Annotated in this window: 12 protein-coding genes; 9 read left to right on the top strand and 3 right to left on the bottom strand. The window is 35.3% G+C overall.

Translation table 11 applies throughout. The annotated features are described in order from the left end of the window. Positions 1-6: 6 nt before the first annotated feature. The 4 genes from ACRYLU_RS09045 to ACRYLU_RS09030 all read left to right on the top strand — a co-directional run bounded on the left by ACRYLU_RS09045 (position 7) and on the right by ACRYLU_RS09030 (position 3766). The gene (locus ACRYLU_RS09045) at positions 7-354 is read left to right on the top strand and encodes a nucleoside triphosphate pyrophosphohydrolase family protein (protein WP_146978229.1); all 348 of its coding nucleotides are present in this window, start codon (positions 7-9) and stop codon (positions 352-354) included. Continuing rightward, on the top strand, positions 351-986 hold the full coding sequence (locus tag ACRYLU_RS09040; RefSeq protein WP_038601920.1) for a thiamine diphosphokinase: 636 nt from the start codon (positions 351-353) through the stop codon (positions 984-986). Before ACRYLU_RS09045 ends, ACRYLU_RS09040 begins: the two co-directional genes overlap by 4 nt. Positions 987-1017: 31 nt before the next feature. Then, positions 1018-1935: a Gfo/Idh/MocA family protein gene (locus ACRYLU_RS09035; RefSeq protein WP_038601917.1), complete on the top strand. Its 918-nt coding sequence runs from the start codon at positions 1018-1020 to the stop codon at positions 1933-1935. Positions 1936-2416: 481 nt separating this feature from the next. Further along, positions 2417-3766 (top strand): amino acid permease, encoded by a 1350-nt coding sequence (locus ACRYLU_RS09030; RefSeq protein WP_445080889.1) that lies wholly within the window; start codon positions 2417-2419, stop codon positions 3764-3766. 13 nt (positions 3767-3779) lie between these two features. Here ACRYLU_RS09030 and ACRYLU_RS09025 read toward each other — a convergent pair whose 3' ends face one another. Continuing rightward, on the bottom strand, positions 3780-4094 hold the full coding sequence (locus ACRYLU_RS09025; RefSeq protein ID WP_010906152.1) for a GIY-YIG nuclease family protein: 315 nt from the start codon (positions 4092-4094) through the stop codon (positions 3780-3782). After that, positions 4091-4615 (bottom strand): histidine phosphatase family protein, encoded by a 525-nt coding sequence (locus ACRYLU_RS09020; protein WP_058205217.1) that lies wholly within the window; start codon positions 4613-4615, stop codon positions 4091-4093. The genes ACRYLU_RS09025 and ACRYLU_RS09020 overlap by 4 nt, the downstream gene beginning before the upstream one ends. A 68-nt stretch (positions 4616-4683) precedes the next feature. Between ACRYLU_RS09020 and ACRYLU_RS09015 the strand changes: the two genes are divergently transcribed. From ACRYLU_RS09015 to ACRYLU_RS09005, 3 genes are all read left to right on the top strand, one after another. Next, complete coding sequence (locus tag ACRYLU_RS09015; RefSeq protein ID WP_038601908.1) at positions 4684-5322, top strand: hypothetical protein; 639 nt, start codon at positions 4684-4686, stop codon at positions 5320-5322. Between the two features lie 169 nt (positions 5323-5491). Further along, positions 5492-8314 (top strand): excinuclease ABC subunit UvrA, encoded by a 2823-nt coding sequence (gene uvrA, locus ACRYLU_RS09010; RefSeq protein WP_104141460.1) that lies wholly within the window; start codon positions 5492-5494, stop codon positions 8312-8314. A gap of 325 nt (positions 8315-8639) precedes the next feature. Beyond that, a complete protein-coding gene (locus ACRYLU_RS09005) occupies positions 8640-9221 on the top strand; it encodes a uracil-DNA glycosylase family protein (protein ID WP_260310424.1) in 582 nt (193 codons plus the stop codon). Positions 9222-9267: 46 nt separating this feature from the next. Here ACRYLU_RS09005 and ACRYLU_RS09000 read toward each other — a convergent pair whose 3' ends face one another. Beyond that, the gene (locus tag ACRYLU_RS09000; protein WP_038601900.1) at positions 9268-9711 is read right to left on the bottom strand and encodes a GNAT family N-acetyltransferase; all 444 of its coding nucleotides are present in this window, start codon (positions 9709-9711) and stop codon (positions 9268-9270) included. 148 nt (positions 9712-9859) lie between these two features. On the opposite strand from ACRYLU_RS09000, the gene ACRYLU_RS08995 reads away from it, so the two are divergent. Together ACRYLU_RS08995 and ACRYLU_RS08990 are read left to right on the top strand one after the other, a co-directional pair. After that, entirely contained in the window at positions 9860-10975 is a 1116-nt protein-coding gene (locus ACRYLU_RS08995) for an AI-2E family transporter (protein WP_010906150.1), read from the top strand. Between the two features lie 120 nt (positions 10976-11095). Continuing rightward, positions 11096-12433 carry a hemolysin family protein gene (locus ACRYLU_RS08990; protein ID WP_015426970.1) on the top strand — a complete coding sequence of 446 codons (1338 nt, stop codon included), beginning with the start codon at positions 11096-11098 and terminating at the stop codon, positions 12431-12433. Positions 12434-12539: the final 106 nt, after the last annotated feature.

Raw genomic sequence — 12539 nt, 5'->3', positions numbered from 1 at the left:
GAGAAAATGGATTTAGATGCTTACCAAAAAGCAATTATCAAATTTGATTTGAATAAAAAAATAGAGAGTCAAAATGAAGTAGATTTTGCATTTGTGGATAAAGTTTTGGGATTATCTGGTGAAGCAGGTGAAGTGGCTGACAAGGTAAAAAAAGTTATCCGCGACCAAGAGGGAAAGCTGTCAGTCAATGATAAAAAGGCCATCGGTCAGGAGCTTGGTGATATTCTTTGGTATGTAGCAACGAGTGCACGTTATCTAGGAATTTCTCTTGAACAAATTGCGAGTGAAAACATTGAGAAATTAGAGAGTCGGTTGAGCCATGGCAAGATTTCAGGCTCAGGGGATGAGAGATGAAAATATTGATTGTGGCTGGTTTGCCAGATTTTATACCCAATGAAAGTTTTGATAAATATATTGGTGTGGATAGAGGGTCACTATTTTTAGTGGAAAAAGGTTATCAATTGGCTCTGGCAATTGGTGATTTTGATTCTGTCAGTAAAATTGAACTTGAAAAAATTTCTGTCAGTACTGACAGATTGATTAAATTGCCTGCTGAAAAAGATTTGACAGATTTAGAAGCGGCTTTAGATTTTGTTTTAGAGTATTTTGCTGATGCGGAAATTGTAATTGCTGGTGCTTTAGGTGGACGTTTGGACCATTTACTGACCAATGCTTATTTAGCAACACGACCAAAATATCAAGTCCTCGCTCCCAAAATGACCTTAGTTGACCAACAAAATTTGGTGACCTACTTGTTGCCTGGTCAGCATTTACTAAAAAGAAAGCCGACTTACCAATATGTTGGATTTGTTCAGGTAGAAACAAAGGATAGTTTAGCCATTGAAGAAGCAAAATATCCTTTGAAAGCAGAGGATAATTTTAGTCAAATCTATGCTAGTAATGAATTTATCAGTGACCAAATGAAAGTTTCATTCAATCAGGGAATGGTCATTGTAATTTATTCAGGCGATTCGCATAAAAAATAAATAATAAGAGGTTAAGGAGAACGGAAAAAGTATGATTATTGGAGTCATTGGGGCAACATCAAATATTGCAAGTAAGGCTTATTTACCAGTTTATGCGAAAATGCAGGCGGACCATCGTTTTATTTTGTATTCTCGTCAGTGGGAAAAAGCTGAAGAAGTTCGCAAACATTATAAATTTGAATATGCGACAGAGGACTTGTCAGCACTAGAAACTGTGGATTTGGTTATTATTCATGCGGCAACTTCTCAACATTTTGAGTTAGCTAAAAGATATTTGTCAGCGGGAGTTCCTGTTTTAATGGATAAACCTGTTTCAGAAAAATTAGCCGAAGTAAAAGAATTGCAAAAAATTGCTGACCAAAATAATACTTTATTTGTCGTCGCTTTTAATCGCAGATTTGCACCACAAACAGCTAAATTAAAAGCTCTCCCAGATAAAAATATGGTGAAAGTAAGTAAAAATTTAGCAAATTCTGCCAGTGAAAAAATTACATTTTCAATGTACGATATTTTTATTCACCCTCTGGACACCTTGATTTATTTGCTAGATGATGAGATTTTAGAAGTCAATTATTCATTAAAGAAGAATCAAGACGGGCAATTAACAAGAGCCATTGTTATGCTAGAAACAGCGACAACGAGTGGAATTGCCACAATGAACTTAGAAGCTGGTGCCTTTACTGAAGAATTTACAGTAGAAAGTCCTAGAGAAAGCCTTCGCTTGTCAGAACTGTGCGAACTTGAAAAATTTACAGGAATTGATCGTCAAAAATTTGGAATAAGTGGTTGGCAAAGTGCGACATACAATCGTGGTTTTGATGAAATCATTTCTGCCATGGTTCTAGCGGTTGAAAAATTTGATGGTCAAAATCGTCAAGAATTACTGACAGAACTTAAACAAGAAAATATTCTAAAATCCCACGAAATCATTGACCAAATGTTAAAATGAAAAGTTACTGACAGAAATATTAGCATATCTGTAAACTGCTAAAGCAGTCACAGCTATCCTATGACAGAAATATTAGACTATCTTAAAATGACTGACAGAGTTAAAAAATTTCTGTCAGCATTTTTTTAGGCTGAGCCTTGCATTATTGTCAATAAAAAAGTATAATTATAAAAAATTAAGAAAAGGAGTCCGCATGAAAACACAACAATCTACAGTCTTTTATTTTTGGTGCAGATAGTTTGTGTTTATGCAATTGGCGTAGATACAACTTTTGAGTATACTCAAGTTTCTGCGCCGGGATTCAAAGAAGACCGGATAGTAAAAACTATCTGGTCTTTCTTTTTTAATTTTTTTACCCTTTCTTTCGACTCTAAAGTAAAATTAATCGTAAAGACCGACTCCAAGCAGGGTTTTGCTAGATGAATGGAAGGGAACTTATAAAAGAAAGCTTTGCTTTCACACAATAGAAAAGAGGAATTTTATGGAAAATTCTACAGGCTTGAAGTCTTCTTTACAGACTCGCCACATTGTTATGCTCTCACTTGGGGGAGCGATTGGTTCAGGACTTTTTTTAGGTTCTGGAAAAGTCATTGCACAGGCTGGGCCAAGTGTATTACTCTCATACATCTTAGCTGGACTGACACTTTATGTCGTCATGTATGGTGTTGGGAAAATGGTCATCCATCAAGATGAACATAAGGCTGGAATGGCCGGAGTTGTTGCTCCTTTTATTGGGGACCACTGGGCGCATTTTGCGGACTGGGTTTACTGGGCAACTTGGATGGCCGTCCTAATTGCAGAAGAAGCAGGGGTATCAACTTTCCTTGCCATGCTAATTCCTGGAGTGCCATTATGGGTTTTCGCCCTGATTGTAGCAGTTCTTGGAACAGCAATCAATCTCTGGTCAGTGAGAGCTTTTGCTGAAACAGAATATTGGCTTGCCTTTATTAAAGTCGCTGTTATTTTAATTTTAATTGCACTCGGAATTTATTTATTAGTTATTAATGATGCTCATCTTGGTTTTGTTGCTGATACCGCTCAAAAAGTATCGACTAAAAGTACAGCACCAAGCTTTGCTCCTAATGGCTTTTCAGGATTTTTAACTTCATTATTAGTTGTTATTTTCTCATTTGGTGGTTCTGAATTGGCAGCAATTACAGTTGCTGAAACGGAAAATCCAAAAGTAGCGATTCCGAGAGCTATTCGAGGTGTTTTAATTCGGATTATTAGTTTTTATGTTATTCCAATCTTTTTATTCTTGCATTTATTGCCATGGAGCGAAGTTTCAAATCCAGATGCAGCAAGTCCATTTGCTACAATTTTTGCTCGAGTAGGAATTCCACATGCTGATAAAATCGTTCTCGTAATTATTGTTATTGCAATTTTCTCAGCGGTTAACTCAGCAATTTATGCCACTTCACGCTCACTCTATTCACGCATTCAAGGTTCAAATTCTTATGTGGGTCAAAGATTGGGCAAATTATCTAAAAACCAAGTCCCAACGAATGCGATTTTAGTTTCATCATTTGTTTTGTTTATTGGTGTACTTTTGTCAGCAATTTTGGGTGATGGATTCTGGCAATTTGTGGCTGGTTCGATTTCATTTACGATTACAATCGTTTGGATTCTCCTTTTAGTTGCTGCTCTTGTTTTATATTTTAAACATAAAGAAGTAACGAATTGGTTTGTTAAGTTGGCAACACTTGTTGTACTTATTGCTTTAACAATTATCTTCATCATGCAAATTGTCACTAATCCATGGACTTTGTCAGTCTTTGCTCTAGTGATTTGCCTCCTTTCTTACTTTACTTATCGAAAGAAAAAACCATAATAATAAAAAACATTCATTTTAAATGAATGTTTTTCTTTTGTTTGAGTTCTAGGTATTCAATAAACTTTTCTTTGATTAAATCATTTTTGATAAGTGACAATTTTTGTTTGCGAACAAGTTTATGTTTAAACCACCATTCACAAGACATGGCATCATTTTTATTATCAAAATCAACAGAGGCAAGCAGCTTAACTGGCAATCTTGTTTTTGTGTATTTCGCCCCTTTACCAGAGTTATGAGTGGCAAGTCTTTTTTCTAAATCAGTGGTATAGCCACAGTAGAGAGTCTTATCTGAGCATTGTAAAATGTAAGTAAAATATTGGTTCATAAGTTTTTTTCTAAAATAGTGAGAAATTCAAAAGGAGTAAATTCATGAGTAGGCTCCCAAATCTTTTGAAATTGATTAATCATTCCATTGTGAGAAACAATGAGAATATTTTGAGCAGAAGGAAAAAGTTGAGGAAGTTTTTCTAAAAACATTTTAGCACGTTCATGAACAGAAGTAAGAGATTCAATACCTAAAGCAAGATTTTCTTCATTTTCTATATTAAGTTGTGCCCAATCTCGATTTTCTTTTGTTTGATTTTCCAATTTTCCAAGGCCTCGTTCACGTAATAAAGGTTCAAAGAGTAGTAAGGCGCCTATTTTATTAGAAATTATCGTTGCAGTTTCCTTAGTTCCTTGTAAATCTGATGATAAAATCAAGTCAAATTTTACTGACGAAAGTTTGTCAGCTAAAATTTCGGACTGCTGAATTCCTCTGTCAGTGAGAGGACTCTTTGACCAACCCATCAGCAAATTTTGCTGAATATTTCTCGTTTCACCATGTCTGACTAAATATAATTTCATAGTCAGATTATATCATTTAACGTAGCCAAAGTTAAGAGCTAGCTTGCCATTCGTGGTATAATAAGAGTATGATTACTTCACTTACGATTCTTTCAAGTCTTGCAATAATTGTAACTGCAGTTATTGCTTTTGCGGAATATCAAGCTGGAAAAAGACGTCATTCAACCACTTTATCTATCGAAATGCTTCATAAGCAAAAAGACGATTTTATTAAATGGTTTTATGATTATCTTCATATCTCACAAGTGTTGATGCGAGTAACAATTCAACTTAACATGGATCGCTTAGAACAACGTCATTTTGAAAATACAAATGACTCTAGTAATCAGCGACGCATTATTCGTATTAATGAGAATACGATGTCAAGAGATCGTAATGCAGCAGATTTAAATTATCAAATGATGCTTTTAAATCTGGTGATTGATGACCGTAAGCCTTATTTTGAAAATACACAGATCAAGGTCCGCTCAAATTTTGAGACATTGATGCATGACATCAATGAATTTACAAGAAAAATTCATATAGAATATGATGAAAAAATGAAAGAAACGGATGATGCAGGTTGCCGTTCCATTATGAATGAAGCTCGAAAGATGGCTAGAAATACGATGGAAGCTATCGAAAAATCTAACCATGAAATGGGTGAGCAAGTCAAACATGATATTCAAGCACTCGAAGATGAAGTAGAACATTATTTTAAAAAATAAAAAAACATGAATATACAAGATTAGAGAGTAGTTCATGGTGCACGTCCGATTCGACTAGTGGACTTTGCTCACTTAGCGAGAGCCATTTCGTCTTAGTACTAATGGATACCTGCGGTATGGAGAACGTGCCAACCTATTCAGACCAAACAAAATAATAAAAGGAAAATAAATGCCACAAGATAAAATAGTAATACACGGTGCACGTGAGCACAATTTAAAAAATATAGATGTTGAAATTCCAAGAGATAAATTAGTTGTTGTTACTGGGGTTTCAGGGTCTGGAAAATCATCTCTGGCCTTTGAAACTTTATATGCAGAAGGTCAACGTCGATATGTTGAATCTTTGTCAGCTTATGCTAGACAGTTTTTAGGAAATATGGATAAGCCAGATGTTGATTCAATTGATGGTTTGTCGCCAGCAATTTCTATTGACCAAAAAACAACTTCTAAAAATCCTCGTTCAACAGTCGGGACGGTTACGGAAATTAATGACTATTTGCGTCTATTATATGCCCGTGTTGGGACGCCATATTGTGTGAATGGTCATGGAAAAATTTCGGCACAGTCAGTTGAAGAAATTGTTGAACAAATTCTTGAGCTTCCTGAAAAAACACGTTTACAAATTCTCGCTCCTGTCGTGCGTACCAAAAAAGGGACTCATGTCAAAATGTTTGAGCGTATCCAAAAAGATGGTTATGTTCGTGTTCGTGTTGACGGTGAAGTTTATGATATTTCAGAAGCTCCAGAACTTGATAAAAATAAAAAGCACAACATTGAAATTGTCATTGACCGTATTGTTGTAAAAGAAGGAATTCGTTCGCGTCTGTTTGACTCTGTAGAGGCTGCGCTTCATCAGGCTGAGGGTTATGTTATTGTTGATAAAATGGATGGTTCAGAGCTTTTGTTTAGTGAATTTTACGCCTGTCCAGTTTGTGGTTTTACTGTTCCAGAACTTGAACCACGTCTTTTCTCATTCAATGCTCCTTTTGGCTCATGCCCAGATTGTGATGGTTTAGGAGTTAAATTGGAACCCGATGTCGATTTATTGATTCCTGATACAAGCAAAACACTGCGTGAGGGAGCAATTATCTATTGGTATGGGAAAGCCTCAACTTATTACCCTGCTCTTTTAGAGCAAGCAATGGAGCAATTCGGCATTGATTTAGATAAGCCTTGGGAAAAACTGTCAGAAAAAGAACAACAAATTGTTTTATATGGTAATGGAGATAAACTTTTCCATTTTATGCACGAAGGAGATTTTGGATTACGTGACCAAGATATGACCTTTGTTGGGGTCATTCCTAATCTTTGGCGTCGTTATCGTTCAGGAATGAGCGAGTCAGCCAGAGAAATGGCGCGTTCTTACATGACTGAATTGACTTGTACGACTTGTCATGGTTATCGTTTAAATGATCAAGCACTTTCTGTTAAAGTGGGTGAGAAAAATATTGCTGAATTTTCAATTCTGTCAATTGGCGATACGCTTGATTATGTGAAAAGTTTAGTTCTTTCTGCAAATAATGAAATTATCGCAAAACCTATTTTGAAAGAAATTAAAGACCGTTTGACTTTCTTGAAAAATGTTGGTTTGGATTATCTCACGCTATCTCGTTCAAGCGGAACACTCTCTGGTGGAGAGTCACAACGTATTCGTTTAGCGACACAGATTGGTTCAAATTTATCAGGCGTTTTGTATATTTTGGATGAACCTTCCATTGGTTTACATCAAAGAGATAATGACAGACTGATTGAGTCTTTACAAAAGATGCGTGATTTGGGGAATACCTTAATTGTCGTTGAACATGATGAGGACACGATGATGGCAGCCGATTGGCTTATTGATGTTGGTCCTGGGGCAGGCGATTTAGGAGGTGAAATTATTGCCTCTGGAACACCAAAACAAGTCATGAAAAATAAAAAATCACTGACAGGGCAATATTTGTCAGGAAAAAGAGCCATTCCAGTTCCTGAAAAACGTCGAGCCATTGATAAGAAAAAAATGGTTAAGATTACAGGTGCAAGTGAGAACAACTTGCAAAACCTTGATGTTGAGTTTCCAATGGGAGTTATGACGGCTGTAACTGGGGTTTCTGGTTCTGGTAAATCAACTTTAGTTAACAGTATTTTAAAGAAATCATTAGCTCAAAAATTGAATCACAACTCAGATAAACCTGGTAAGCATAAAAAAATTACTGGTTATGAAGGAATTGAGCGTTTGATTGATATTGACCAAAGTCCAATTGGTCGAACTCCACGTTCAAATCCGGCAACTTATACCAGCGTCTTTGATGACATTCGTGATTTATTTGCCAATACAAATGAAGCAAAAATTCGTGGCTATAAAAAAGGACGTTTCTCATTTAATGTCAAAGGTGGACGTTGTGAAGCCTGTTCTGGTGATGGAATCATCAAGATTGAAATGCATTTCTTGCCAGATGTTTATGTTCCATGTGAAGTTTGCCATGGCAGACGCTACAATTCAGAAACTTTAGAAGTTCATTATAAAGGGAAGAATATTTCGGAAGTACTAGATATGCGCGTGTCTGATGGATTGGAATTCTTCCGTCATATTCCAAAAATTGAACGTAAACTCCAAACGATTGTTGATGTAGGTTTGGGATATGTGACGCTTGGACAACCAGCAACTACTTTATCAGGTGGAGAAGCTCAACGGATGAAATTAGCTTCTGAATTACAAAAACGTTCAAATGGTAAAGCGTTTTATATCTTGGATGAACCAACAACTGGTTTGCACAGTGAAGATATTGCGACCCTGATTCAAGTATTAGACCGTTTGGTTGAACAAGGAAATACGATTGTTGTCATTGAGCATAATTTGGATGTCATTAAAACAGCAGATTACATCATCGACTTAGGTCCAGAAGGTGGTGCTGGTGGTGGAACAATTCTTGCCAAAGGAAGACCAGAAGAGGTAGCAAAAGTTGCTGACAGCTATACTGGTCAGTATTTGAAAGTAAAATTGGAAAAATAAGACTGATGGAAATTTAGACTTGTAATTAAAAGACTTGTCAGTAAGTGTAGAGGGTTGATAAAACTGTAAGCATGTTCCTCTGTAATTAAAATACTTAGTTCAATGAATTGACAGAACTGCCTAGAAAATGTTCGCCTTTGGTCGCATTTGAGAGAACTGTTAGCTTCACTGCCAGTTCCTTTGTTCACCGATAAAATGCTCCCTTCGGTCGCATTTTACTGACAGGATTTATCTTAGAAATATTTATCAGATAAGCTTTCTGTCAGTAAATTTTACAATAAAAAGCGTAATCTATAAACTTAGATTACGCTTTTAAGGAAAGAAAATGGATAAATTTAAGGAAATTTTTGAAGCGATTAAAGCTGACCCACAGAACAAAAAATATACAAAAGAAGGGATAGAGCCGCTTTATTCTGTTCATAAAGAAGCAAAGATTTGTATTATTGGTCAGGCGCCAGGCATTCGAGCACAAGAATCACGACTCTTTTGGAATGATCCATCAGGTGACCGCCTGCGTGATTGGCTTGGAATTGACCGAGCCACTTTTTATGAGTCAAATAAAATATCTATTTTGCCTTTAGATTTTTATTTTCCTGGAAAAGGAAAATCAGGTGATCTGCCACCTCGGGCAGGTTTTGCTCAAAAATGGCATAAAGCACTTTTAGAAGAAATGCCTGAGATTGAACTTTTTATTCTAGTAGGTTCTTATGCCATAAAGTATTATTTAAATTTAAAATCATCAGCAAAAACAACAGAAGTGATTCGTAATTTTGAAGCCTACTTACCAAAATATTTTCCGCTTGTTCATCCCAGCCCACGAAATAATATTTGGTTAGCCAAAAATCTTTGGTTTGAGCCTGAACTTTTACCTGAACTAAAAAAAAGAGTTGCTCAATTAATAAAATAAATTACTGACAGGCTGTCAGTAATTTTTTTCATGGCTTAGTCTTCAATTAATGAATTGTTCTTTCCATTTGAATATGTTGAATTCCGGCTTCTTCAAAAACTTGTCCTACCTCATTAAAGCCGTATTTGCTATATAAACCTTTGGCAGAAAGTTGTGCATGAAGTTCTAATTTATTTAATTTGCTTTCTTTAGCAAATTCAATCAGACGGTCAATTAAAAGCTTTGCATAACCATGACCTCTTGCTTCTTTTAAAATAGCCATTCGTTGAATTAGCGCTGTTTTTTTATCCAAATCAGCAAGCAAACGAACGGTACCTTTGGCAAGACCACCGTCATAAAGAACGAAATGAACAGAAGAAGCCTCTTCAAGAGCGTTTCCAACTTCAAGTTCATAAGGGACGCCTTGTTCTTTTACAAAAACTTGATTACGAATCCGTAAAGCATCAAAATAAATATCAGACATAGTATCACGAGTTACTCTAATTTCCATAATTTCTCCTAAAGATTAGTTTGCTTAAAAGCCTTGGATTTATTATAATATAAATAGTCTAAAAATAGCAGAAATAAGTTATTTAAAATAACAATTATTCAATCATTTATTTTAAGAAAGACAAAAATAAATTAAATAAAGGAAATTTATGTTCAAAAATAGTAAATTATTCTTCTGGACAGTGGAAATATTAGCCGTTACTTTGTTAATCTTTCTCTTGTCTCAGATTGATTTTGTATTTCAACCCATTAAAACATTGTTGACGCTCTTATTTGTCCCATTTATTATTGCAGGGTTTTTATATTATGTTTTTAATCCTGTTGTTACTTTCATGGAAGAGAAGTTAAGAATAAAAAAGGTATTAGGAATTTTTATTGTTCTTTTATTAATCTTAGGAATGATTATTTTTGCAATTGCCTCAGTCATTCCAAGCTTAATTTCACAGTTGACAAGTCTAATTAATGCAACTGGAAAAGCTTATCCACAAGTTAGGGCTTGGATTGAAGGGCTTCAACATAATCCACGATTCGCTCAAATCTACGACCAACTTGATGTTAATAGTCTTGTTGAGAAATTAAATCTTTCGTATACTGATATTTTGCACAATTTGCTTAATAGTATCACGGTTAGTGTTGGAAGTATCGTTGGTATCATTACAAGCATTGTTATGGTAATGATTTTGGTACCAATCTTGCTTTATTATATGCTTAAAGATGGCGAAAAAATTATTCCATTTTTGAAGGAAAATGTTTTGACCGAAGATAGATTGAATATCTTTGAACTACTTGAAAATATGAATCATACGATTTCACGTTATATTTCAGGAGTTGCGCTTGATGCCTTGCTTGTCTTTATTGTCGTCTTTATTGGTTACATGGTTCTTGGAATTCCTTATGCCTTTCTTTTCGCACTCTTTGCTGGAGTAACAAATCTCATTCCTTATGCGGGACCATATATTGGTGTTTTACCAATGATAGTAACGGTGGCCTTTAATCGACCAGTAACAGCACTTATTGCCGTTATCTATGTGCTTGTTTTGCAACAGCTTGATGGTAATCTAGTTTATCCTAAAATTGTGGGATCAGCCGTTAAAGTTCATCCAGTAACCGTTATGATTCTCATGTTAATTTCTGGAAGTTTGTATGGAATTCTAGGAATGATTATCGCTGTTCCTGCTTATTGCTTAGTCAAAGAGATTGTTAAATTTGCCAATAGCCTTTATAATAATCATAAAGCCGAACAAAGAAAAATTATTTCAAAATGAGAACAAAAATATGATATAATAATTCTATCTAAATTGTTAACTCTCATTTTCATTAAATTTGAGTTGGCAAAGTTTTGAGTGTTAAAATAAACACTATAATATTTTTCTCAAGGAGCACTAATGTCAAACCCTGATCCCGAGAGTGTATCGATACTCTTGCAGATTCTTTTACTTATTTTTTTAACAGCTTTAAATGCCTTCTTTTCAGCCAGTGAGATGGCCATGGTCAGTCTCAGCCGGACGAAAGTAGAACAAAAGGCTAGCGAAGGTGATAAGAAATATATCAACCTTGTTAATATCCTTAATCAACCAAGTAATTTCCTCTCAACGATTCAAATTGGGATTACTTTGATTAATATTTTAGCGGGGGCTAGTTTGGCCGAAGCCTTATCTTCACGTTTAGCTCCACTGTTAGGTGGAACAGCTCTAGCTAAAACTTTGGCTCAAATTATTGTTTTAGCTGTCTTAACTTATGTCTCACTCGTATTTGGTGAACTTTATCCGAAACGAATTGCCCAAAACCTCAAAGAAAAATTGGCCTTAAGAGTCGCACCACCTATCCAATTTTTGGGAAAAGTGATGAAACCTTTCGTTTGGTTTTTAGCAAGTTCAACAAATGTCTTAAGCCGATTGACTCCAATGAAATTTGATGATTTGGATGAAGGGATGACTCGAGATGAGATTGAGTATTTACTTAATACAAATGATGAAGCACTTGACGCTAATGAGCGTGAAATGATTACTGGGGTGTTCAGCTTAGACGAGTTGGTTGCGCGTGAAATCATGGTTCCAAGAACGGATGCTTTCATGATTGATATTAATGATGATTCTCGTGAAAATATTACCGCTATTCTAAGTGAAACTTATTCACGGGTGCCAGTTTATGATGATGATAAAGATAATATTCTGGGAATTTTACATGTGAAAAAACTTTTAAGATATTCTTTTGACCATGGTTTTGATGATATTGACTTACGAGAAATTCTTCAAGAACCTTTGTTTGTTCCTGAAACAATCTTTGTTGATGACTTAATGCGTCAAATGCGTAAAACTCAAAATCAAATGGCTGTATTATTAAACGAATATGGTGGTGTTGAAGGCGTAGTTACCTTAGAAGATTTACTAGAAGAAATCGTTGGTGAAATTGATGACGAAACCGATATTGCTGAAGAAGAAGTCTTCAAAATCGGTGAAAATCTCTATGTTGTCCAAGGGAAAATGACCTTGAATGACTTCAATGAAGAATTTGATACACATCTTGAAAGCAATGACGTTGATACAATTGCAGGTTATTTCTTAGCGACAACTGGTAAAATTCCAGCCAAAGGACAACAAATTGTCTGCAAAGTGGACAATGATGAAGACCATTTTTCACTGACAAGTTTAGAAGTTTCTGGAAAACGTGTGGTTAAACTTCGTGTTGAATTTGATGTCGAACCAGAAGAAACAGAAATTTAAAAAAATTACTGACAGAAATTCTGTCAGTTTTTTTATAGAATAAAACTGATAATTTTTTAGATAAGCCCTTACATTTAGGGGCTGACAAGAAATAATTTACTAAAAA

This window comes from Lactococcus sp. KTH0-1S (assembly GCF_052544945.1).
This window is presented reverse-complemented; position numbering and strand designations above follow the sequence as displayed.

What these genes read in the sequence shown, in the direction of transcription:
- ACRYLU_RS09045 (WP_146978229.1), top strand. Translation starts at nt 7, where the DNA reads ATGGATTTAGATGCTTACCAAAAAGCAATTATCAAATTTGATTTGAAT.
- ACRYLU_RS09040 (WP_038601920.1), top strand. Translation starts at nt 351, where the DNA reads ATGAAAATATTGATTGTGGCTGGTTTGCCAGATTTTATACCCAATGAA.
- ACRYLU_RS09035 (WP_038601917.1), top strand. Translation starts at nt 1,018, where the DNA reads ATGATTATTGGAGTCATTGGGGCAACATCAAATATTGCAAGTAAGGCT.
- ACRYLU_RS09030 (WP_445080889.1), top strand. Translation starts at nt 2,417, where the DNA reads ATGGAAAATTCTACAGGCTTGAAGTCTTCTTTACAGACTCGCCACATT.
- ACRYLU_RS09025 (WP_010906152.1), bottom strand. Translation starts at nt 4,094, where the DNA reads ATGAACCAATATTTTACTTACATTTTACAATGCTCAGATAAGACTCTC.
- ACRYLU_RS09020 (WP_058205217.1), bottom strand. Translation starts at nt 4,615, where the DNA reads ATGAAATTATATTTAGTCAGACATGGTGAAACGAGAAATATTCAGCAA.
- ACRYLU_RS09015 (WP_038601908.1), top strand. Translation starts at nt 4,684, where the DNA reads ATGATTACTTCACTTACGATTCTTTCAAGTCTTGCAATAATTGTAACT.
- uvrA (WP_104141460.1), top strand. Translation starts at nt 5,492, where the DNA reads ATGCCACAAGATAAAATAGTAATACACGGTGCACGTGAGCACAATTTA.
- ACRYLU_RS09005 (WP_260310424.1), top strand. Translation starts at nt 8,640, where the DNA reads ATGGATAAATTTAAGGAAATTTTTGAAGCGATTAAAGCTGACCCACAG.
- ACRYLU_RS09000 (WP_038601900.1), bottom strand. Translation starts at nt 9,711, where the DNA reads ATGGAAATTAGAGTAACTCGTGATACTATGTCTGATATTTATTTTGAT.
- ACRYLU_RS08995 (WP_010906150.1), top strand. Translation starts at nt 9,860, where the DNA reads ATGTTCAAAAATAGTAAATTATTCTTCTGGACAGTGGAAATATTAGCC.
- ACRYLU_RS08990 (WP_015426970.1), top strand. Translation starts at nt 11,096, where the DNA reads ATGTCAAACCCTGATCCCGAGAGTGTATCGATACTCTTGCAGATTCTT.